The 21,160-nt window shown below is 65.3% G+C and carries 18 protein-coding genes; 9 read left to right on the forward strand and 9 right to left on the reverse strand.

Going from position 1 to position 21,160, the window contains the following annotated elements; translation table 11 throughout:
* Positions 1 to 17: 17 nt before the first annotated feature.
* Complete coding sequence (locus tag ACNO8X_RS19610) at positions 18 to 725, reverse strand: dienelactone hydrolase family protein (RefSeq protein ID WP_043986751.1); 708 nt, start codon at positions 723 to 725, stop codon at positions 18 to 20.
* A gap of 175 nt (positions 726 to 900) precedes the next feature.
* Between ACNO8X_RS19610 and ACNO8X_RS19615 the strand changes: the two genes are divergently transcribed.
* Positions 901 to 1,557: a TetR/AcrR family transcriptional regulator gene (locus ACNO8X_RS19615; protein WP_043986752.1), complete on the forward strand. Its 657-nt coding sequence runs from the start codon at positions 901 to 903 to the stop codon at positions 1,555 to 1,557.
* Positions 1,558 to 1,662: 105 nt separating this feature from the next.
* Here the strand turns inward: ACNO8X_RS19615 and ACNO8X_RS19620 are convergent, their stop codons facing one another.
* The gene (locus tag ACNO8X_RS19620) at positions 1,663 to 2,334 is read right to left on the reverse strand and encodes a class I SAM-dependent methyltransferase (protein ID WP_418002352.1); all 672 of its coding nucleotides are present in this window, start codon (positions 2,332 to 2,334) and stop codon (positions 1,663 to 1,665) included.
* A gap of 444 nt (positions 2,335 to 2,778) precedes the next feature.
* Entirely contained in the window at positions 2,779 to 4,146 is a 1,368-nt protein-coding gene (locus ACNO8X_RS19625) for a cytochrome P450 (RefSeq protein ID WP_418002353.1), read from the reverse strand.
* A 558-nt stretch (positions 4,147 to 4,704) separates the two neighbouring features.
* Here ACNO8X_RS19625 and ACNO8X_RS19630 point away from each other — a divergent pair.
* Positions 4,705 to 4,986, forward strand: coding sequence for a transcription factor WhiB (locus ACNO8X_RS19630; protein ID WP_418002354.1), 282 nt, complete (start codon positions 4,705 to 4,707; stop codon positions 4,984 to 4,986).
* Here the strand turns inward: ACNO8X_RS19630 and ACNO8X_RS19635 are convergent, their stop codons facing one another.
* From ACNO8X_RS19635 to ACNO8X_RS19645, 3 genes are read right to left on the reverse strand one after another with little or no spacing between them, the layout of a single operon-like run.
* Entirely contained in the window at positions 4,987 to 6,549 is a 1,563-nt protein-coding gene (locus tag ACNO8X_RS19635) for an acetolactate synthase large subunit (RefSeq protein WP_418002355.1), read from the reverse strand.
* 44 nt (positions 6,550 to 6,593) lie between these two features.
* The gene (locus ACNO8X_RS19640) at positions 6,594 to 7,394 is read right to left on the reverse strand and encodes an acyl-CoA thioesterase (RefSeq protein ID WP_418002356.1); all 801 of its coding nucleotides are present in this window, start codon (positions 7,392 to 7,394) and stop codon (positions 6,594 to 6,596) included.
* Positions 7,391 to 8,593, reverse strand: a complete 1,203-nt coding sequence (locus ACNO8X_RS19645; protein WP_418002357.1) for a CoA transferase — start codon at positions 8,591 to 8,593, stop codon at positions 7,391 to 7,393. The genes ACNO8X_RS19640 and ACNO8X_RS19645 overlap by 4 nt, the downstream gene beginning before the upstream one ends.
* Before the next feature lie 113 nt (positions 8,594 to 8,706).
* Between ACNO8X_RS19645 and ACNO8X_RS19650 the strand changes: the two genes are divergently transcribed.
* Together ACNO8X_RS19650 and ACNO8X_RS19655 are read left to right on the forward strand one after the other, a co-directional pair.
* Positions 8,707 to 9,546: an alpha/beta fold hydrolase gene (locus ACNO8X_RS19650; protein WP_418002358.1), complete on the forward strand. Its 840-nt coding sequence runs from the start codon at positions 8,707 to 8,709 to the stop codon at positions 9,544 to 9,546.
* A 314-nt stretch (positions 9,547 to 9,860) separates the two neighbouring features.
* Entirely contained in the window at positions 9,861 to 11,258 is a 1,398-nt protein-coding gene (locus ACNO8X_RS19655) for a WS/DGAT/MGAT family O-acyltransferase (RefSeq protein WP_418002359.1), read from the forward strand.
* A gap of 87 nt (positions 11,259 to 11,345) precedes the next feature.
* Here ACNO8X_RS19655 and ACNO8X_RS19660 read toward each other — a convergent pair whose 3' ends face one another.
* Positions 11,346 to 12,095, reverse strand: coding sequence for an SDR family NAD(P)-dependent oxidoreductase (locus ACNO8X_RS19660; RefSeq protein ID WP_418002360.1), 750 nt, complete (start codon positions 12,093 to 12,095; stop codon positions 11,346 to 11,348).
* A gap of 206 nt (positions 12,096 to 12,301) precedes the next feature.
* Between ACNO8X_RS19660 and ACNO8X_RS19665 the strand changes: the two genes are divergently transcribed.
* Both ACNO8X_RS19665 and ACNO8X_RS19670 read left to right on the forward strand, forming a co-directional pair.
* Positions 12,302 to 13,132 (forward strand): helix-turn-helix domain-containing protein, encoded by an 831-nt coding sequence (locus ACNO8X_RS19665; RefSeq protein WP_418002361.1) that lies wholly within the window; start codon positions 12,302 to 12,304, stop codon positions 13,130 to 13,132.
* 116 nt (positions 13,133 to 13,248) lie between these two features.
* The gene (locus ACNO8X_RS19670; RefSeq protein WP_418002362.1) at positions 13,249 to 14,085 is read left to right on the forward strand and encodes an LLM class F420-dependent oxidoreductase; all 837 of its coding nucleotides are present in this window, start codon (positions 13,249 to 13,251) and stop codon (positions 14,083 to 14,085) included.
* Positions 14,086 to 14,180: 95 nt separating this feature from the next.
* Here ACNO8X_RS19670 and ACNO8X_RS19675 read toward each other — a convergent pair whose 3' ends face one another.
* The gene (locus ACNO8X_RS19675) at positions 14,181 to 14,981 is read right to left on the reverse strand and encodes a mycofactocin-coupled SDR family oxidoreductase (protein WP_418002363.1); all 801 of its coding nucleotides are present in this window, start codon (positions 14,979 to 14,981) and stop codon (positions 14,181 to 14,183) included.
* Complete coding sequence (locus ACNO8X_RS19680) at positions 14,981 to 16,588, reverse strand: flavin-containing monooxygenase (protein WP_418002364.1); 1,608 nt, start codon at positions 16,586 to 16,588, stop codon at positions 14,981 to 14,983. The genes ACNO8X_RS19675 and ACNO8X_RS19680 overlap by 1 nt, the downstream gene beginning before the upstream one ends.
* A gap of 813 nt (positions 16,589 to 17,401) precedes the next feature.
* Between ACNO8X_RS19680 and ACNO8X_RS19685 the strand changes: the two genes are divergently transcribed.
* The 3 genes from ACNO8X_RS19685 to ACNO8X_RS19695 are packed head-to-tail and all read left to right on the forward strand — an operon-like array spanning position 17,402 to position 20,953.
* Positions 17,402 to 18,583 carry an acyl-CoA dehydrogenase family protein gene (locus tag ACNO8X_RS19685; protein ID WP_043393489.1) on the forward strand — a complete coding sequence of 394 codons (1,182 nt, stop codon included), beginning with the start codon at positions 17,402 to 17,404 and terminating at the stop codon, positions 18,581 to 18,583.
* 1 nt (position 18,584) lies between these two features.
* Complete coding sequence (bphC, locus tag ACNO8X_RS19690; protein WP_418002365.1) at positions 18,585 to 19,493, forward strand: biphenyl-2,3-diol 1,2-dioxygenase; 909 nt, start codon at positions 18,585 to 18,587, stop codon at positions 19,491 to 19,493.
* The gene (locus tag ACNO8X_RS19695) at positions 19,490 to 20,953 is read left to right on the forward strand and encodes an FAD-dependent oxidoreductase (RefSeq protein WP_418002366.1); all 1,464 of its coding nucleotides are present in this window, start codon (positions 19,490 to 19,492) and stop codon (positions 20,951 to 20,953) included. Before bphC ends, ACNO8X_RS19695 begins: the two co-directional genes overlap by 4 nt.
* Positions 20,954 to 21,160: the final 207 nt, after the last annotated feature.

The following is a 21,160-nucleotide window of genomic DNA, read 5'->3' on the forward strand; positions in this document are numbered from 1 at the left end:
TCAGCCGGAGACGGGAGCTATGCCAGGTGCCTTTCGAGAAAGTCTGTCATACGTTTCCAGGCGTCTTCGGATTCGTCGGCGAAGTAGGACAACCCGACCGCGCTTTCGATCTTGCGCATCGCCGGGGGCAACCGCCAATCATTCATGAAGCTGTGTCCGACGTTCGGATACTCCTTGATGTCCCTCGGTACGTCACCACGGGCCAGCGCGGCGTCAAGCTTGGCCGCGCTGCCGCGGGCCACGATGCGGTCGTTGGCGCCGAAACTGGCGACCACCGGGCACGATTCCTTCAGCGGTTCGAGGTCACGCGGGAGGACACCGTAGTTCGGTGCACTGACATCGAAAAGTCCACCTGGCGAGAGGTGGACGACGAATTGGGCACCCATGCAGAAACCAACCAGCCCAACCTTTCCCGTGCAGCGCCCGTCGGCAAGAAGGTGATCGCGAGCAGCGATGAGGGCTTGCTGGGCGCCGCCCCGGCCTACCACGGCGGCGTAGATGGTGCTGATCATGCACTTGATCTTTGGACCGCGGCCGTAGAGGCCGGGGACCAGGGCCAGATAGCCGTTCTCAGCGAGTCGGTCGGCCGTTCGACGCAGGTCGGCGGTCATCCCCAGGACGTCCTGTACGACCACCACGCCCGGCCAAGGACCGGCGTTGCCCGGTACTGCGAGGTAAGCGGGTACCGGGCCACCGGTGCCATCCTCATAAACAATGTCGGGCATGGTCCGCTACCGGGATTGGCCGGCGGCGGAGGCCTGGTTACACGCTGTTTGCCACGCCGCCATCGCTCGGAGCCCTTCCATTCTTGGGGATATTCAAAATTCGACAGGAGCAGTATGTATATGCTGCTCACCGATACGGCTATATTCTTCCACAAGATAGCTGTATGGTCGATGTGTGGCAGAGACCCGGCTATTTCCGTACAAGCCGCCCGCACCCCCAGAACCATCCACCGAGGAAAAGATCCTCGACGCGGCACTGACGGTGTACGCGCAGCACGGCATCACCGCCGCGTCGTTCCGCATGATCGCCGAACAAGCCGGGGTCTCGGTGGGCGCCGTGCAGCACCACTTCCACACCAAAGCGGATCTGACTGCAACAGTCGACAATTACGTCCTGCAGGTACTCGCCGAAGGCCTCGAGCCGGAGGCGATGCCGGACAATGGTGCCCTCGAAGAGGCCGGCAGGCGCATGACCCGCCTGATCGCTGACCATCCCCGCGTAATGGACTATCTGGCACGCGCGCTCGTAGAGATCGATTCAGGTTCAACAATCGGCGAAGTGATATTCGATGGACTGACCGCCATCAGTGAGGCGCAGGGCAAGCAATTTGTCGAACGGGGCGAAGTCCTCAATGACCTGGACTACAAATGGTTGATTCTCAACCCGCTGATCCTCCGCGTTGGACCCATGATCTTGCGTCGGCATATCGAGCGGTATCTGGGCGAGTCTTTCTACGATGGCGAGCAATTGGAACGCTGGGATAACACCATCACCGGTTTGTTACGGCATGGCGCATTCCAACCCAAGGCCCCCATCCAGGACCAACCCTGACCTGACGCGGCACCACAAGCACGGCGCGCGCCTGAAACATGGTCACCAACACACCAGGTTTGACGGGCGAACCGAGTAGCACTGTGGCGCGGAAACTTCAGCGCTCTACAGCTTTCGGGCCGCAAGCAACAACGCCGGAAGGTTCGTCAGCCCGAATTCATCGGTAGGGAAATTGCGTTCAGGGTGTCCCGGAAACTCCGGCGGCTTGACCGCGACCGAAGCGGGCTGCAGCCTGACATCGGACCAGTATTTGGCGACCGCCTCGGTGACTTCAGCTTCGGTCACCAAATTCGGAATCGGGAACGGGGAGTCCGGCGGCAACGCTTCGGTGGTGAACACCAACAGGTACAGCGCCGCACCGGGTTCCGCGGCGGCGTAGATGCTGCGCATGTAGTCGTCGCGCCCGTCGACGGGCAAGGAATGAAACAGCGTGCAGTCGAACACCGTATTGAAACGGTGGGGCAAGCCAAGCTCATCGAGACGGCGCATGTCTCCTGGCAGGAACTGAACGGTCGAAAGCCCGCGCGCTGCGGCCGCGGCTTCAGCCTCGGCGATGGCAACAGTCGAGATGTCCACCCCGGTGACGTCGTAGCCGCGTTCAGCGAGTGCCAACGCAAGGTCACCGACGCCGCAACCCGCGTCCAGGATCGGGCCGTGCACGTCCCCCTGCTCGACGAGCGTCAAGATTTCGGGTTGTGGAGCGCCGATATTCCACGGCGGTGGCCCCAAGAAAAGTTCACCACGATAGGCCTTGTCCCAGTCCATCACTTCGCCCATGGCCCAGAGCGTAGCGTCACGGCCTTCGGCGCCGGCACGAAAAACCGCAGAGTGGCCTGGGCGCGATCCGACTTGCCAGGAAGCCGCACCGCCAGATCGCTGAGCGCGTCGAAAGCAGGTTCCAGCACGCCAAGGAGTGCACTTCATCCCCGCCGACACTCTGCAGAAAATGACCCGATAACGTGCAACAATTGTCGCGTATTGGTAGCTGGTAGTGTTGTATCGCAGCACGTGACGTGGGTATTGTTGGCTCACCAGGAACATGGCCACGACGACGTCGCCGCCACGGCCGCAACCGGCAAAGGCGGACCGTGGAATGAGCGCGACAGCACCCAACGCGCCCGCTCACCGACACCAGTGGCGGCGCCGGTCAATGTCGAGGGGTCATCGACCGGCGCTGCCGTACCGCTCGCGACACCTACCCGGTCGCCAAACCCAGACGGACTAACGCAGGGTGATCCTCGCGGGGACCGGACCACCGGCAACAACAGTGAACGGTGCAGCCATCGGGAATTCGGCGTCAAGAGAATCTATTTCGGCCAGACGCACAATGGTCGCCAACGCGAGAGTGGCTTCCAGCATCGCAAAGTGATCGCCGATGCATCCCCGTGGCCCACCACCGAACGGCACATACTGCCAGCGGTTACGAGCCTTCGAGGCCTCCTCGGTGAAACGGTCGGGATCAAACCGCAGCGGATCGGTCCACAAGCTCGGGTCCCGCTGAACAGACATGCGACCGACAACCAGCATCGTCCCCGCCGGAATCCGGTAGCCCGCCACCTCGACATCCCGCATCGTCATGCGCGAGCCGGTGGCACCAGGGGGGCACAACCTCATCGCCTCTTTGAGGACCTGCACGGTATACCCGAGCCGAGGTACATCGCCTGGCGTGAGCCGAGCAGTACCCAGTGCGCAGACTTCAGCGGCAACCCGATCCTGAATATCAGGGTTTCGCCCGAGCTGCCACAGCGCATACGAGATCGACGTCGCGGTGGTGTCATGTCCCGCGAAAATGAAAATGATCAACTCGTCAGCAATCTCGTTGTCCGTCAGGGGCTTTCCTGTGGCCGGATCCTTCGCCGCGATAAGTTGCCGCACCAGGGGCGCGCTGCGAGTCGGATCGTCCTTGCACGCCGTCACGATGCCCAGCGCCGCGTCACGCAAGGTGGCTGCAGCTCGGCGCGCCCGCTGTCGCGCGGGCGTAGGTAGCCAGCGAGGCGCCCGTATCGGACTGATAGCCCGTGAGACCGCATAGCTGACTGCCTCCCGCATCGGTGCGGCGAGCGAATCGTTCTGACTGGTGAGCTCCAGGCCCAATACGGAGTGTCCGAGTGCACGCATGGTCAGCTTGCGCGCCTCAACATCCAGGTCGATCTCACCGCCGTCGCGCCAGGCATCACACACAGATTCGGTCGCCTTGGACATGTGGCCACCAAAGGCGTTGACCGACTGTTTCGTGAACACCGGCTGCAGAGTGCGGCGACGAGACTTCCACTGGTCGAAAGGAGTAACGAACAAGTTGGGGCCGATGAGACGCTGCATTTCCACGGTCACGCCGGCGGTTTTGTCGATCGAACTGTCACGGCATGCGACAACATCGCGAATACCTTGTGGCGACGTGACGACGACCAGCGGCGCCATCAACCATCTGGGTGCCAACGTGAAGCGAGTTACGGGACCACCTGCGTCACGCAACACATCGGTCCCGGTGTGAAAACTGCGGCATGCCGCCAGACGCTCCTTATACGGCAGCGGGTTCACCGGCGGTAGCGGCAATGACGCGACATCCCGAATCTCCGACGACACCGCCATAACGACCCTCCCCGAGAATGATGCGCCGACACAACTCCGATTTCGCCGACACTGGCCCGCGGAAATAGGTCACACGTGGCCACGGTACCTATCCTCGGCTGACCGAATCGTCTTGTGAATATGCCGTTTACACCCCAAGGTTAGCCGATGGAAATGGCGCCGAGAACGGGCAACTCCACCCATCTACTCGGCACGGTGCCCCCGCACATCGCGGACCTGCGCGACGCCCGCAATCAGGAGAGCATCCTCCCGCGCAGCACTGCTTTCTGACCCCGATTGTTTGGTGAACAATGCGCAAAACATGCTCCACCGATAGACCTTGATCGACGGTCAATACCTTCAAATTGTGATCGATATGAGCATATTGGTACATTCGATTGCGTTTCGCGTTCGCCTGAGATCACCCACCTGGGTGGCCACCGACCGACTCGCCACTGCTCAGGTTTGGGGGAACCAATTGAGTCCAGATCGTTGCCGCGTCATCGCTATCGGCGCTGCGCCCGGCGATGGCGCCGTCATCGAAGTACCCGCTCAGGGAGATGCGCGAAAGTGACTGCGATGCTGCAGAAGCCGCCCGTTCCGGTGCAGATACCGCCGTGCCTGTCCGACCCGGACCGGTGGGCCACCGCCGGCGACGACGCCGAACCCAAGGCGTTGTGCCGCGGCTGTCCGCGTCGCCGACGCTGCGCCGGCGAGGCCATCAGCATCCCGGGAATCTCCGGCGTCGTTGCCGGCGTACACATACCCGAGGGAGGCCGCCCCCGCGCGTTCGTCTTGCGGCAGTTGCGGGCAGTGGCCGCCCTTGCCGGCCTGGCCGGCGAACCCGAGTTCGAGCGCTGACTACAGCAGCGGCGGCACCGTCGCGTCGATGAGGTACGGCCCCGGAGTCGCATAGCCCACGCGCAGCAGGTCGGCCAACTCCGTAGTGGTCGTGGCCTTGGCCGAGGGCACACCCATGGACGCCGCCAACGCCGCGAAATCTGTCGTCGGGCCCGAGAGGTCAAGCATGGCAGCGGCTTTCGGCCCGCCAGCCTCCGCGCCGACCCGCTGCAGCTCCATCCGCAGGATCGCGTAGGCGGCGTTGTTGAGGAGCACCGTCACCACGTTGAGCTGCTCGTGCGCCATGGTCCACAACGCCGAAATTGTGTACATGGCACTGCCATCGGCCTGCAGACACAACACCGGACGGTCCGGGCGGGCCACCGCGGCACCGACGGCATTCGGCAGCCCGAAGCCGATGGCCCCGCCGGTCAGGGTCAACAGGTCGTGCCGCGGCGCGCTCATCGTCGCCTGCGGCAACAGGAACCCGCTGGTATTGGACTCGTCCACGACGATCACGTCGTCAGGCAGGGTCGCCGCCACCACGTCGACCCAGTTCTGCGTCGTCAGTGCCGAATCTTCTGGCAGCTCAGGCATTTTCAGTTCCGTCAACACCGGCTCGCCACCCGGTGCCACCGCATCGGCCAATGCCTCCAGCCGCTCGACGACATCGCCACCGACGGTGTGTACCCGGCAACCGACGGGCACCAGGTCGCTCGCCTTGCCGGGGTAGGCGAAGAACGACACCGGAGACCGGGCGCCGGCCAGCACCAGGTTCTCGGCACCGGTCAGCTGGAATTGGGCGGCTTCGGCGAGATACGCCAGCCGTTCGAAGTTGGGCCGTCCGGCGCCGCGTTCCAGCCTGGCCGGGAAGGTCTCGATCAGCACCTTGGTCCCCGTCGCCTCGGCGATCCGGCTGGCCGCACGCAGGCCACGTTCGCGGCATACCGAGCTGCCCAACAGCATGACGGTGCCGGTTCCGAAGACCTCGGCACCGGCGTCGAGCAGCTCGTGCTCGTCCGGGTCGACGCCGGCGCGGTAGTCGAACGACGCCGGGCTCGTGGCCGGCTCCCCCGCCGACGGCTCGGCGCCTTCCGTCCACGAGACGTCGGCGGGCAGGATCAGCGTGGCCACCTGTCCCAGTTGTGCGGCCTCGATGGCAGCCAGCGCGTCGGTGGCGATGTCCGCCGGCTTTTCGCACCGGCGCACCCAGCCAGACACCGTGCCGGCCATGGCGTCGATATCGGATTCCAGTGGCGCGTCGTACTTCTTGTGCCCCAGCGCGTGGTCGCCGACGACGTTGACCATCGGCGAATAGGCCCGTCGGGCGTTGTGCAGGTTGGCGATGCCGTTGCCCAGTCCCGGCCCCAGGTGCAGCAGGGTGGCCGCCGGCTTGTCGGCCATGCGCGCGTAGCCGTCGGCGGCCCCGGTGACCACGCCCTCGAAAAGGCAGAGCACGCCACGCATCTCGGGCACCGAGTCCAGCGCCGCGACGAAGTGCATCTCGCTGGTGCCGGGGTTGCCGAAGCAGACATCGACACCGGCGTCGACCAGTGTGCGGATCAGTGCCTGTGCGCCGTTCATCGTTCTCCTTCAGGTGTTCCCTCAGCAGCCTGCGGACGACGGTACTACCGGTCCGCGATCAGGCCTTCCTGCACCAATGTCGCCACGCGGGTGCCGTCCGCGCCGACCAGACTCCCGGTGATCACTCCCCGGCCCCGGCCGGTGGCAGGCGAGCGCGATTCGAACAGATTCCACCGGTCGGCCCGGATCCGGTGGTGGAACCAGATCGAGAAATCGGTGGTGCCACTGCGGTGGGTGCGTGCCTGCATGGAGTGGCCGTGCACCTGCAGCGCCGGGTCGATCCCGTACAGGTCCGTGACGTAGCAGGCAATCATCATGTGCGACAACTGTTCCGGCGGCATGGGCACCGTGGCCCGCCACCACATGCGGCGCACGAACTCGCCCGACGACCGGTCGTCGACGATCCGGATGTCGAGTTCGTCCAGCGGCACCGCGGGCGCCGGTCCCGGCGGGCCGGTCACCGGCAGCAGCTCGGGATCGTCTGGGAGCGTGCCGGATTCATCGTGCTCGGGGCCCGCCAAATCCACGGAGAAGGACACGGTCGCAACGGTCAGCAGCCGCCCGGCCTGGGAGGCCTCGACCCGCCGCGACGCCGCGGTCCGCCCGTCGTACACCCGTGCCACCGTGTAGTCGGTGGCCGCGCCGGCCTCGCCACCACGCAGGTACTGCAGGTGCATGGCGGTGGGGCGCAGGTCCGGGTTGACGGTCTGGCACGCGGCGGACAGGCTCTGCGCCATCAACAGACCGCCGAAGGCCCGCTTGCCCTCCGGTCCCCCGGCCTCGCCCACCCAGGCGTCGGCCCCGTCACCGGGCGACACCACCAGCAATCCAGGCAGCACGGTCACGCCACGGTCCCCGCTTCCGTGAGCCGCACGACGTCGTCGGCGCTCAACCCGAGCCGGCCCGTAAGCACCGCGGTGGTGTCGTCGCCGAGCGCCGGCGCCGGGCGGGCGGGCGGGTACTCACCGTCGATCCGCAGTGGCAGTCCCGGCGCCAGATACCGGCCGATGCGGGGCTGGTCGAGTTCGGTGAACAGCGGATTGTCGGTCACCTTCGGGCCCACGGCCACCTCGGAGAAGTCGCGGTAACGCTCCCACAGGATCGACGTCGCACCCAGCGCCGCGGCGATCTCCTCGGCGGTGTGCGCACAGAACCAGACGGTGAACAGCCCGGTGAGGGCATCCCGATGGCGGTAGCGCTCACCTTCGTCGCCGAAGTCCGCGCCGAGCGATTCCGACAGTGCGGCAACAGCTTTCGTGGTACCGGTAATCTCGACCAGGTCCCGGAAATGGCGCCCGGTCAGCGCGACGATCATGAACGCGGCACCGTCGGCGCTGACGAACTGCTGCCCGTACTGGCCGAAGATCGAGTTGCCGATGCGTTCACGGCTTACCCCGTTGACCATCACCTCGGTCAGGAAGCTGAGATTGCCTGCGGTCGCCAGGGCCACGTTCTCCAAGGGGATGCTGACCCGCTGACCCTCGCCAGTGGTGTCGCGGTGCCGGAGCGCCGCCGTCACCGCCAGTGCCAGGTAGAGGCCGCAGGACACATCCCAGGCTGCCAGGACGTGGTTCACCGGGGTCTGGAGTTGGGACGGGCCGGTGACCAATGGGAAGCCCAGCCCCGCGTTGACGGTGTAGTCCACCGCCGTGCCGCCGTCGGCCCGGCCGGACACTTCGGCGTGGATCAGGTCGGGCCGGAGCGCGGAGAGTGTCTCGTACGAATGCCATTGCCGGCCCGCCACATTGGTGATGAAGACGCCGGCGTCGACGATCAGCCGGGTAACCAGGTCCTGGCCTTCCGGCGAGCGCAGGTCCACCGCGACCGATCGCTTGCCCTTGTTCAGGCCCGCCCAGTAGATGCTCTCGCCGTCGTCGGTGACCGGCCAGCGGTGATAGTCCGCGGCGCCGCCTACCGGATCGACCCTGATGACCTCGGCGCCGAGCTGCGTCAGCGTCATCCCCGCCAGGGGCACTGCGACGAAACTGGAAATCTCGACGATGCGCACACCCGCCAGCGGACGCGCAGACTCCGGCACGGTCATTTGGACACCATAGAGGCCCTACGCAGCACAATCCGGCGGCCCCGGGCGACTCGCGTCCCGCCGGACGGGAGGTGGTCGCCGCCGCGTGACATCCGCACCGTAATTTGGAACGTATGACTGAGCTGAAGGAAGTCCAGACCGAGCGCGGCACGCTGCGTTATTACGACGAGGGCACCGGCCCTGTAGTGCTGTTTCTGCATGGATCCGGACCGGGCGTCACGGGCTGGCGGAACTTCCGCGGCATCCTGCCGACCTTCGCGGCGCACGTCCGCTGCCTGATCCTGGAGTTCCCCGGCTTCGGCGTCAGCGACGACTTCGGCGGCCACCCGATGATCGATGCCCAGTCCGCGGTGGTGCCCTTCCTGGACGCGCTCGGCGTCGAGAAGGTGGACATCGTCGGCAACTCGATGGGCGGCGGCGTCGGCATCAACTTCGCCATCAACAACCCGGACCGCATCGGCAAGCTGGTCACCATCGGCGGTATCGGCACCAACATCTTCAGCCCCGGTCCGTCGGAGGGCATCCGGCTGCTCCAGGAGTTCACCGAGGACCCCACCCGGCAGCGTCTGGTCGACTGGCTCAACTCGATGGTCTACGACGAGAAGATCGTCACCGAGGAACTGATCGAAGAGCGCATGAAGCTGGCTTCCGATCCCGAGACGCTGGAATCGGCTCGCCGGATGTACGGCAAGGCCGCCTTCAAGATGATGATGAAGTTCATGCGGTCGGCCGACGCGCCGCCGCAGCCGTGGGCGCAGATGCACAAGGTGAAGGCGCCGACGCTGCTCACCTGGGGCCGCGACGATCGCGTCAGCCCGCTGGACATGGCGCTGATCCCGATGCGCACCATCTCCAACGCCGAGCTGCACGTGTTCCCGAACTGCGGGCACTGGGCCATGATCGAGGCCAAGGAGGCATTTGAGAGCACGGTGCTGGGCTTCCTGCAGCGCTGACCTTCTGCCACGAGCGGCCGCGTCCACACACCGAAGCGATGGTGTGCGGTACGCGGCCGCTTGCGTTGGTCGTGCGAATCCGCTGCGCCCTACCTCATCACGATCACGGCGACCGCGAATCTGCGGAATATATTGTCGGGCTTACCAATTGACCGGGGCGGAACATGCATCCCGGTGATGGAGATGCCGGGCAGCTTTGTGCGCCAACATGATTGCAGATTCCCGACTCGCGGAGACAACCATCACACCCCGAAGTTCGTACCAAACGGCCGATTTCGAGCCGGTCTCTGCGCGAGCGACCTAGGATCAGCCCCATGAATCGCTTGTCCGGTGCCGACGCAGCCTTCTGGTTCGCGGAGACCAACAGTTGGCATATGCACGTCGCCGCATCGTCGATCTACGACCCGACCGACGCACCGGATTTCAGTTTCGAGTCGGTGAAAGCGCTTGTCGCTGCCCGATTGCCGGAGATGCCACAATTGCGCTGGCGGGTCACCGGCGCACCCCTCGGCCTCGACCGGCCGTGGTTCGTCGAGGACGAAGAGCTCGATATCGACTTCCACGTTCGCCATATCGCAGTCCCGGCTCCCGGCGGTCGCCGGGAGCTCGACCAGTTGGTGGGCCGGCTCATGTCCTACAAACTGGACCGCTCCAGGCCACTGTGGGAGCTCTGGTTCATCGAAGGCGTCGAGGGCGGCCGGGTCGCGGTGCTGATGAAGATGCACCACGCCATCATCGACGGCGTATCGGGAGCGGGACTCGGCGAGATTCTGTTGGACCTCACTCCCACTCCGCGGCCCCCGGCCGCCGAACCGACCCGATCACTGGTCGGTGTCAAGGCACCCGGGATGGAATTGCAGGCCCTGGGCGGGCTGATCAACATCGGCATCAAGACGCCCTATCGGATCGCGCGCTTCCTGGAGCAGACCGTGCGCCAGCAGATTGCAGCGCTCGGCGTCGCCAACAAACCGCCCGGCATCTTCGACGCACCGCCCACGCGTTTCAACGGCCCGATTTCGCCGCACCGCCGGGTCAGCAATTCCGGTGTGTCCCTGGAGCGCGTGAAAGCGGTCAAGGAAGCGTTCGGGGTGAAAGTGAACGACGTCGTGCTGGCGCTGGTTTCGAGCGCCATGCGGAAGTATCTGGAGGACCGCGGCGAGCTGCCCGAAAAGTCGCTCATCGCCCAGGTCCCGGTGTCGACCCGGACCGAGAGCTCCAGCGACCAGGTGGGCAACCAGGTCAGCGCGATGGCGGTATCTCTGGCGTCCGACATCGTCGACCCCGCCGAGCGGATCAAGGCCATCTACGCCAGCTCCCAAAGCGCCAAGGAAATGGCCAAAGCCTTGACGGCGCACCAGATCATGGGATTGACCGACACCACCCCACCCGGCCTGGTCGCATTGGCCGCCCGGGCATACACCGCGAGCAAGCTCGGTGGCACGCTCAAGCCGATGAACCTCGTCGTCTCCAACGTGCCGGGCCCGCCCGTGCCGCTCTACATGGACGGCGCGGTCCTCGAGCAGATGATGCCGATGGGCCCCTTGCTGATGGACGTCGGGCTCAACGTCACCTGCTTCAGCTACCGGGACCGGATCGATTTCGGCTTCGTCACCACTCCCGAGATGGCGAATGACATCGACGCCATGGCCGACGCCATCGAACCCGCGCTCGTCGAACTCGAGATCGCCGCTGGCCTGGTCGAGCGCCAGTAGGCACAGCGTCTGCGTCGCGGCTCGAACGACGCCCGTATGGCGAACCCGAGGACCAGCCGAACATGGTGCGCGGGATTTCGCCGCAGACTATGCCAAACCGCCACCGACAACAAGGATTTCGCCGGTTATCCATGAGGCAGAGTCAGAGGCCAGGAACGTCACCGCAGGCGCGATGTCCTCGGGCACACCGATTCGGCCAAGTGGAGTGATTTTCTCGATCTCGCTGCGGAACTGATGGCTGGAGAACGCGCTGGCGTGCATCCCGTCGGTCACCGTCAATCCAGGATTGACGGAATTCACCCGGATCCGACGCGGGCCCAGCTCTTTTGACAGCGTGCCGGTTATCGCGTCTACCGCTCCCTTCGACGCGGTGTAAACGAGGGAATCAGCCGGTGTGAAACTGGAGACGCTCGACCCGATATTCACGATGCTGGAGCCGTCCGGCAACAATCTTCCAAGCGCTTCCCTGGTTGTGATAGCCAGCCCGAAGACATTCAGGCTGAACTGGCGCTGAAATTCTTCCGGGGTGACTGATTCGATTGCGCCCATCTCATATATTCCGGCGTTGTTCACGAGGATGTCGAGTTTGTCGATCTGCCCTTTCAGTTCGATGAACATCGCCTTGACGCTCTCCGGGTCCGAGATGTCCGCCTGGATGGAAAATGCACGCCCACCTGAACTATTGATCGACTCGACAACCTGGTCTGCGCCACTCTTGCTTGAGGAGTAATGCACAGCGACTTGCGCTCCCGCAGACGCCAGGTCACGCGCGATTGCCGCACCAATTCCTTTCGAGGCTCCTGTGACAAGCGCATTCTTTCCACGCAATGGGGTCATGAAATTCCGTTCCTCTTCAACGCGGTCGGCATTTGAAGGGCCGCCCGCCGATAACAGACTTTGTCACCGTAGGTGCGCAGCTCTGACTGTGGGAGGGTGCGGTACTCCCAGTTTTCCAGTACCCGTGGGAGGTATCGATTCGATCAGGCCGAGGGTGGGTGTCGTGCACCCTGGCTGGGCCGGGTCGTTGTGAGTACGTTGAAGACATGGATCGGCGAAATGAGCTGGGCACCTTCTTGAAGGCCCGCCGCGCCTCGCTGTCGCCGCTGCAGGCCGGGGTGCCGGCCGACCCGCCGCGCCGCGTATCGGGACTGCGCCGGCAAGAAGTTGCGGCCCTCGCAGGAGTCAGCGCCGACTACTACACCCGGCTTGAACAAGGGCGTGAACGGCATCCATCAGACCAAGTGCTGCAGGCGATTTCACGCGCCCTCCAACTGGACGCGCATGCCGAAGAACATCTGGCCAACCTCGCCCATGCGGCAACGGCGGTCGGTGGGGATCTCGTACTACGTGACGCCAGCGAGGGCACAGTGAGGATCGTCAACAATGTCGTGCATGCCCCGGCGTTGGTGATCAGCCCGGCCCTGGATGTGCTGGCGATGAACGCCCATGCGCGGGCCTTGTACAGCGATCATTCGCAGGTGGAGAACCTCGCGTACATGGTTTTCCTCGACCCAGTCGGCTTGGAGTTCTACCTGGACTGGAACGAGGTTGCGCGCGATACCGTTCGCAACCTGAGGGCGATGTCGGTCAGGTTCCGCGAGGACCCCCGGATCGCTGAAGTGGTGGGCGAGTTGACGATTCAAAGCGACGCTTTCACCTTCGTCTGGATGCAACACGACGTCCGTCCACGCACCAGTGGCACCAAGCGATTTCGGCACAGCCGCGTCGGTGAGATGAGCCTTCGGTACGACACCTTCGCGGTCGGTGAGGCGCCAGGACAACAGCTACTCATCTACTCCGCCGAACCTGGAAGCGCCGACGCTGACGGCCTTGAACTGCTGAGCCTTCTTGCCGGCGAGCCGTCGTCCGACTAGCAGCGCCAACCGGTCAAAACCGTTTAGAGGCCGCTGTTTTCGGCTGCATTCACTTTCGCTTGGCCAAGGAGCCATTCGAGCCGCCGACACGGCGCAGGAAGTAACAGGAGAGTTGAATGCACATTGGCATCTTCACGTCGATCACCGATGAGAGCCTCGCCCCCGGGGAGCTGGCGGTCGAGATCGAAGCACGCGGCTTCGAATCGCTGTTCCTGCCCGAGCACACTCATATCCCGGCAACAATCGAGACAATCCATCCCGGTTGGGAAGAGATTCCCCGCGACTATCGGCGCAGCTTCGACCCGTTCGTTGCACTGTCCTTTGCGGCGGCGGCAACCACGGACCTGAGGATCGGCACAGCCGTAACGCTGCTCACACAGCGTGATCCGATCACGTTCGCCAAAGAGACCGCGACTCTGGACAGGGCATCGGGCGGACGCCTGGAACTGGGAATCGGTGTTGGGTGGCTCCGTGAGGAGATGCGCAACCACGGCACTGATCCGCGGACGCGGACCGCGCTGCAAACCGAGCGGATTCAAGCGGTGAAGAAAATTTGGACCCAAGAGCAAGCCGAGTTTCGCGGCAATTACGTGGCGTTCGATCCGATCCATTCATGGCCCAAACCCGTCCAGGTTCCTCACCCGCCACTGTGGCTAGGGGGTTGGGGCCCGTCCACTCACGTCCGCGTGCTGGCGCACGCGGACGGCTGGATGGCGCCAACCATGCTTGGGCCGCAGGAGCTGCAGAAAGGGATCAGCGAACTCAACGCGCTGGCAGAACAACAAGGCAAGGCGCCGGTTCCGGTCACCTCCGTCATCCTTGACCCCCAACTCGGCGATATCCAACGCCGGGCCGACCTCGGAGCGCATCGCGTACTGCTAGCTCTGCTGCCGGTGACTTCCCGTGACACAACGCTGCGCACGCTCGATCGCTTTGCCGCACTTCCGATGTGAAATCCGCATAGCCGCAAGCGGAACCGCGACCCGGTCTGCCATTTCCTGGACCATCGCGGGACCGGCGTAACCCAGTTGGTCACATTCGAGAAAGGTCAAGCCTTCTGCGTCAGACCCGCGTCGACGACCAACTGGGTGCCGGTGATGTACCGGGCCTCGTCGGATGCCAGGAACACCACCGCGTTGCTGATGTCCTCGGGCTCGACCCACGGCACCGGTAAGAGGTTGCGGGCGGAAAGGACTTCGGCGACGTCGTCGGCAGTCGGGTTCTCCAGGTCGGGACGAATGCGCTTGAACGTTTCCGGGTTCAGCACCATCGGGGTGCCGACCGCGCCGGGATGCACGGTATTGACCCGAATCCGTTTGGGCCCCAACTCATTCGCCAGAGTGCGGGCGAGGCCGACCACCGCATGCTTGGTCGAGGTGTACGCCGCGGTGTTCGCGGTGCCGCGAAGTCCGTTGGTGGAGCTGATGATCACCACGGACCCTCCGGCCGGCCCGAAGTGCGGGATGCCGGCCTTGACCGTGTGCCACACGCCGGTGAGGTTGACCCCGATGACGCGCTGCCAGTCTTCGGCGCTCACCTCCCAGGCGGGCGCCGACGCCGAATGGATGCCGGCGTTGGCAACGACCACGTCCAGCCGGCCGAATTCCCAGACCCCTTCGTCGACCGCGGCCTGCACCTCGTCGAACGACGACACGTCGGCCACGCCGGTGTAGCAGCGCTGGCCGCGCAGCTTCACCGCGTCGGCAAGATCGGCCAAATCGGCTGCGGCACTCTCGACGTCGAGCGCGATGATGTCGGCGCCTTCGTCGGCGAACCGCTCGCAGTGCGTCCGGCCGGTACCGCGGGCGGCACCGGTGACGAGGACAACCTTGTTCAGCAGCCCTGACATCAGCCGGCCTTGGTCAGTTCAAATCCCTTGTACCCCGCGGCCGCAACCTCGGCGCAGATGTCGTTGTAGGCGGCGAAGCCACCGATGAACAACATGAAAACCCGTGGCTTGCCGGGCACATTCGCACCCATGTACCAGGAGTTCGCCTTCGGGAACAGAGTCTGGTCGGCGCGACGGACCAGTTCGGCGTTCCAGCCGTCGACCGAATCGGTGGTGGCCTCGATGGCCGTATAGCCGTGCTGCCCGACGTACTCGATCGCGTCGGCGATCCAGTTCACGTGAGCTTCGGCGTGCAGCACCATGTTGGCCAGCACTGCCGGCGCGCCGGGCCCGTTGACCAGGAACATGTTCGGGAAGCCGTCGACGCCCAGGCCCAGGTAGCTGCGCGGCCCGTCGACCCAGCTGTCCTTGAGTTTCTGGCCACCGCGGCCGGTGATATCGATGCGCCCCAGCGCACCGGTCAGAGCGTCGAACCCGGTCGCGAAGATGATGGCGTCGAGGTCGAACCGGGCCTCGGTGGTGGTGATGCCGGTGGCGTCGACCTGCTCGATCGGGGTCTGCTTCACGCTGACCAGCTTCACGTGCGGCTCGTTGAACGTCTGGAAGTAGTTGGTATCGGTGCAGATTCGCTTGGCGCCGATCGGGTGATCGTTCGGGATCAGCATGTCGGCGACCGCGGGATCGTCGATGACCGCGCGCACCTTCTCGTCGTAGAACTTCTTGGCCTCGGCGTTGGCCACCGGGTCGACCATCTGATCCAGGAACGTCTTGCTGAACAGCACACCGCCCAGCTGCCAACGCTTTTCGAACTCGGCGCGACGCTCCTCGTCGGACAGTTCCATGGTGAGCTTCGGGTGCGCCAGGTGGGGCGAGCCGCCACCACTGCGCCACGACAGCTCACGCCGCTCGTCGTAGTTGGCCTTGACGTCGGCTTCGCGCTCGGCCGTCAGCGGCTCGTTGCCGGCCGGCACGGAGAAGTTCGGGGTGCGTTGGAAGACAACGAGTTCGGCGGCCTGGGCGGCCACGATCGGGGTGGTCTGGATGCCCGACGACCCGGTACCGATGAGGCCGACGCGCTTGCCGGTGAAGTCGACGCCCTCGTGCGGCCAGTTCGCCGTGTGGTAGGTCTCGCCGGCGAAGGTCTCGACGCCCGGAATGTTCGGCAGCAGCGGATCCGACAGCGCACCGGTGGCCATGATGCAGAACTGCGCATCCACGGTTTCGCCGGTATCCGTGGTCACCGACCAGCGCAGCGTCTCCTCGTCGAGGGTCGCCGACGTGACGCGGGTGCTGAGGCGGATGTCGCGGCGCAGGTCAAACCGGTCGGCGACATGGTTGATGTACGTGAGGATTTCGGCCTGCGTGGCGTACTTCTCGGTCCAGGTCCACTCCTGCTGCAGGTCCTTGTCGAACGAGTAGCAGTAGTCGATGCTCTCCACGTCGCAACGGGCGCCCGGATACCGGTTGTAGAACCAGGTGCCGCCCACATCGGAGGCCGCCTCGAACACCACAACCGAATGGCCCTCCGACCGCAGCTTGTGCAGTGCGTAAAGACCGGCGAACCCGGCACCTACAACAACGACGTCAACCTGTTCTGCGCTGCTCATAGTGTGAAGTTAGCCGTCCTCCGGATGACCCTGTACGAAGCATCCCGGTGAACGGACGGCCCGCCGGAACCCGTCTCGACCATCGGACCGGCCAGAGATCATACGTTATCGGGTCCAGCCCACGCGGGACCCGAAGGTCCGGGAACGATCATGGCGCCCGGTCCCATTGTTCCCGGTTCCGGCCCCCACTGGCCGTGCCCGTACGGGCCGGGTCCCAAGCAGTCAGAGTCCACACCGTCGGGCCCCCAGCAGCCGGGTGGCTCAGCCATGGTGGTCGGGTGCATGATCGCGGCTACCCAGACACCGAAGAGCACTGACGCGCTGGCGACAGCTGTCGCCTGCGCCTTACGTCGCACCGATTCAGCCATCGCACTGCCTCTGTTCCGGTTGGTCGTGACCTATCCGGGTCAATGATTCGGCGATCCGGACCGACGCTGTAGGGCCCATCGGTCCGACCCCCAGAGCCATAAGTCCCGCCTGCGGCACCGAACGCCCTGTGTGCCGACGGCGTAGATGCCGGCAAATCCCAAAACTGATGCGACACAATCAGATACCCATCGGTGTTGCCACCAATCAAGCGGATGCTGGTCATCAGCGTCCCGATCATCGGACGCTCTACCACCACCTGTCCCGACCATCGGACCGACCTGTGACCAGAACCGATCACCGGCGCCGAGACTCGGTGACATGGCCGAGAACACCCGATTCGACTTCGGGTATCGGAATTTCGCCCGCTCACCGGGAACAGCCTCCCGGTGCATGACGGGTGCGGTAAACCATTAGTTAGCCCATCACAGGAGTTAGGAAACGACCATGACCCAGCGGGTTATCGACAAGATCGGTGACATCGCCGACCAGCTTCGCGAACAAGCCTGGGAAGCAGAGAAGTTGGGCCAGCTGCCCGACGAGACCGTCAAGATGATGAAGGCCGCCGGCAATATCAAGCTGCTGCAGCCCAAGGAATACGACGGCCTGGAGGTACATCCGCGCGAGTTCGCGGAGACCGTGATGGCGACCGCCGCCCTGGATCCCGCCGCGGGCTGGATCAACGGCGTGGTCGGCGTCCACCCCTACCAGTTGGCGTACGCGGACCCGAAGGTCGCCGCCGAGATCTGGGCATCCGACACCGACACCTGGGTGGCTTCCCCGTACGCCCCGCAGGGCGTGGCCCGGCCGGTCGACGGCGGCTACATCTTCAACGGCCGCTGGCAGTTCAGCTCGGGCACCGACCACTGTGAGTGGATCTTCCTGGGCGCCATGCTCGGTGACGCCGAGGGCAAGCCCCTCATGCCGCCGCAGATGCTGCACATGATCCTGCCCCGCAGCGACTACGAAATCGTCGAGGATTCCTGGAACGTCGTGGGCCTGCGCGGCACCGGCTCCAAGGACGTCATCGTCAAGGACGCCTTCGTCCCCACCTACCGCACCATGGATGCCACCAAGGTGATGGACGGCCGCGCCCAGCGCGAGGCCGGCATGACCTCGACGCTGTACCTGATGCCGTGGTCGACGATGTTCCCGCTGGGCATCTCGTCCGCCGTCATCGGTATCGCCGAGGGCGCCCTGGGCGCCGCACTCGACTACCAGCGCGAACGAGTCAACTCCAGTGGCGTGGCCATCAAGGACGACCCCTACGTCATGTACGCCATCGGTGAGGCCGCCGCCGACATCAACGCCGCCCGCCAGGAACTGCTGGCCAACGCCGACCGCATCTACGACATGGTCGACGCCGGCAAGGAGGTGTCCTTCGAGGACCGTGCCGCCGGCCGGCGCACCCAGATCCGGTCGGTGTGGCGCGCGGTGTCCGCGGTCGACGAAATCTTCGCCCGCTGCGGCGGCAACGCCACCCGCATGGACAAGCCGCTGCAGCGCTACTGGCGTGACGCACACGTCGGCCAGGCGCACGCCATCCACGTCCCGGGCACCACATTCCACGCGTCGGCGCTGAGCAGCTTGGGCGTCGATCCCCAGGGCCCGCTGCGAGGCATGATCTGACGTGACCGATCTGAAGAGCTTGGGCTATGTGAAGGTCCAGACCGCCGATATCGAGCGCTGGCGCCAATTCGCTTTCGAGGTACTGGGTTTCGCGACCGGTACCGGTCCCGACCCCGACGCGCTGTACCTGCGGATGGACGAGCGCACCGCGCGCATCATCGTGGTACCGGGCGATGCCGACCGCATCGTCACCGTGGGCTGGGAGGTCCGCGATGGCGCCGCGCTGCGCCGCGTGCAGGCCACCCTGGACGGCGCCGGCGTGCCGTGGAAGCAGTTGTCCCTGGAAGATGCCGACGCCCGCCGCGTCGACGAGGTCATCGCCTTCGTCGACCCGGCCGGCAACGACGTCGAGGTATTCCACGGTGCGGTGCTGGACCATAGCCCCGTCGTCACGCCGTTCGGTGCCCGCTTCGTCACCGATGGACTCGGCCTCGGTCACGTGGTGTTGCCCGCCCAGGACGCCAAGGGACTGTTCGACTTCTACACCGACGTGCTGGGCTTCCTGCCCCGCGGCGCCTTCCGCGTGCCCGCTCCCCCGGAGTTCGGCCCGCTGCGGGTGCAGTTCCTGGGCATCAACGAGCGGCACCACAGCCTGGCGATCTGCCCGGCCGCCACGCTGCGCGACCCGAAGCTGATCCACCTCATGGTCGAGGTGGACACCCTCGATGCCGTCGGGCAGGCGCTCGACCGCGTGAACCGCGACGGCTTCCAGTTGTCCTCCACGCTGGGCCGCCACACCAACGACAAGATGGTCTCGTTCTACGTGCGTTCGCCCGGCGACTGGGACATCGAGTTCGGCACCGAGGGCATGACGGTCGACGAACGGCATTACACCGCAGAGGAAATCACCGCCGACAGCTACTGGGGCCATGAGTGGATGGGCGTTCCGCCGCGGGCCATGCTGCCATGAGCACTGACCTGTTCCCGGTCCCGGCGTCGTCCATCACCGCATGGGACGACGAAGCCGACGTCGTCGTCGTCGGCTACGGCATCGCCGGCGCGGCCGCCGCGGTGGAAGCCTCTGCCGGCGGCGCCGACGTACTGGTCGTCGAGCGCACCGGCGGCTGGGGTGGCGCCGCCGCCATGGCCGGTGGGTTCATCTATCTCGGCGGCGGCACGGCGCTCCAGAAGGCGTGTGGCTTCGAGGATTCCGTCGACAACATGGCCGCCTTCCTGAAGGTGGCCATGGGCCCGGGCGCGGATGCCGAACGGATCGACGACTACTGCGCCGGCAGCGTGGCCCACTACGACTGGCTGGTCAGCTGTGGCGTGCCGTTCAAGCCGGTGTTCTGGGGTGAACCGGGCTGGGAGCCGCCGGGCGACGAGGGCCTGATGTTCACGGGTGGCGAAAACGCCTTCCCGTACAACACCATTGCCTCCCCGGCACCGCGCGGCCACGTGCCGCAGATGGCCGGCAAGGTGACGGGCGAACGCAGCGGCGGCTACATGCTGATGAAGCCGTTGGTGGAAACCGCGACCGCGCAGGGCGTCCGGTCGGTGTACGACACCGAGGTGCAGTCGTTGATCACCGAGGCCGACGGCCGCGTGGTCGGCATCGTCGCGCGCCGGTACAGCGACACCGTGGCGATCAAAGCCCGCCGCGGCGTGGTGCTGGCCTCGGGCAGCTTCGCCTACAGCGACGAGATGGTCGCGCAGTACGCACCCCGCATCGCGGGCCGTCCCGCGGCGAGCATCGAGCAACACGACGGCCGGGCCATCCGGATGGCCCAGGTTCTGGGCGCGGACCTGGCGCACATGGATGCCACCGAGGTGGCGTTCTTCTGCGATCCGCAGCAGTTGGTCCGCGGCATCCTGGTGAACGGTTTCGGCCAGCGATACATCGCCGAGGACACCTATCCCGGGCGCATCGGCCAGCAGACGCTGTATTACCAGGACAACGCCGCCTATCTGATCATCGACGGCGATGCCCAGGAGGAGGCGATGGCCGCGACGTCTGCGACACCGTTCCTACGCCGGCCTGCCACCTGGGTCTGCGAGACGGTGGCCGAGCTCGAAGCCGAGATCGGGCTGCCGGACGGCGTCCTGCAGCACACCGTGGCCTACTACAACGAGCACGCCGCGCGCGGCGAGGACCCGCTGCTGCACAAGAAGCCGCAGTGGCTGCGTCCCATCGGATCACCGGTCGGTGCGATCGATCTGCGTAACAGCACCGGCGGGTTCACCCTCGGTGGCCTGTTGACCACGTTGGACGGCCGGGTGCTGCATGTCAGCGGCGAGCCGATTCCCGGCCTCTTCGCCGCCGGGCGCAGCGCGGCGGGCCTGTCTGCCTGGGGTTATGCCAGTGGCGTGTCCCTGGGCGACGGCAGCTTCTACGGGCGCCGCGCCGGGAGGTCCGCGGCGCAGAGCTGAAACCGCAGGTCCGGCGTGTCGTCACTACGCGTGTCGCCACCACGGTAACCACGGGATCGTGTCCCAAATTTGGGCCATGAGCTGCAAAATCGACACACAAAGTGCCCCCTGCCGGCCGGCTTGGGGGCACTTCGTCGTGCATATATTCTGCCGCGTTCCCCGCGAAATGTGTGACAAGCCCCACCAGCGTGTGATACAAACAGTCAT

This window comes from Mycobacterium sp. PDNC021 (assembly GCF_048282635.1).
In the GTDB taxonomy this organism is placed as follows: domain Bacteria; phylum Actinomycetota; class Actinomycetes; order Mycobacteriales; family Mycobacteriaceae; genus Mycobacterium; species Mycobacterium llatzerense.

Bases quoted from the DNA above. Each gene is read 5' to 3' on its own strand.
- ACNO8X_RS19695 (WP_418002366.1), top strand. From the start codon at position 19,490: ATGAGCACTGACCTGTTCCCGGTCCCGGCGTCGTCCATCACCGCATGG.
- ACNO8X_RS19635 (WP_418002355.1), bottom strand. From the start codon at position 6,549: ATGAACGGCGCACAGGCACTGATCCGCACACTGGTCGACGCCGGTGTC.
- ACNO8X_RS19675 (WP_418002363.1), bottom strand. From the start codon at position 14,981: ATGTCAGGGCTGCTGAACAAGGTTGTCCTCGTCACCGGTGCCGCCCGC.
- ACNO8X_RS19660 (WP_418002360.1), bottom strand. From the start codon at position 12,095: ATGACCCCATTGCGTGGAAAGAATGCGCTTGTCACAGGAGCCTCGAAA.
- ACNO8X_RS19650 (WP_418002358.1), top strand. From the start codon at position 8,707: ATGACTGAGCTGAAGGAAGTCCAGACCGAGCGCGGCACGCTGCGTTAT.
- ACNO8X_RS19655 (WP_418002359.1), top strand. From the start codon at position 9,861: ATGAATCGCTTGTCCGGTGCCGACGCAGCCTTCTGGTTCGCGGAGACC.
- ACNO8X_RS19680 (WP_418002364.1), bottom strand. From the start codon at position 16,588: ATGAGCAGCGCAGAACAGGTTGACGTCGTTGTTGTAGGTGCCGGGTTC.
- ACNO8X_RS19670 (WP_418002362.1), top strand. From the start codon at position 13,249: ATGCACATTGGCATCTTCACGTCGATCACCGATGAGAGCCTCGCCCCC.
- ACNO8X_RS19665 (WP_418002361.1), top strand. From the start codon at position 12,302: ATGGATCGGCGAAATGAGCTGGGCACCTTCTTGAAGGCCCGCCGCGCC.
- ACNO8X_RS19610 (WP_043986751.1), bottom strand. From the start codon at position 725: ATGCCCGACATTGTTTATGAGGATGGCACCGGTGGCCCGGTACCCGCT.
- ACNO8X_RS19685 (WP_043393489.1), top strand. From the start codon at position 17,402: ATGACCCAGCGGGTTATCGACAAGATCGGTGACATCGCCGACCAGCTT.
- ACNO8X_RS19630 (WP_418002354.1), top strand. From the start codon at position 4,705: ATGCTGCAGAAGCCGCCCGTTCCGGTGCAGATACCGCCGTGCCTGTCC.
- ACNO8X_RS19645 (WP_418002357.1), bottom strand. From the start codon at position 8,593: ATGACCGTGCCGGAGTCTGCGCGTCCGCTGGCGGGTGTGCGCATCGTC.
- ACNO8X_RS19625 (WP_418002353.1), bottom strand. From the start codon at position 4,146: ATGGCGGTGTCGTCGGAGATTCGGGATGTCGCGTCATTGCCGCTACCG.
- ACNO8X_RS19620 (WP_418002352.1), bottom strand. From the start codon at position 2,334: ATGGGCGAAGTGATGGACTGGGACAAGGCCTATCGTGGTGAACTTTTC.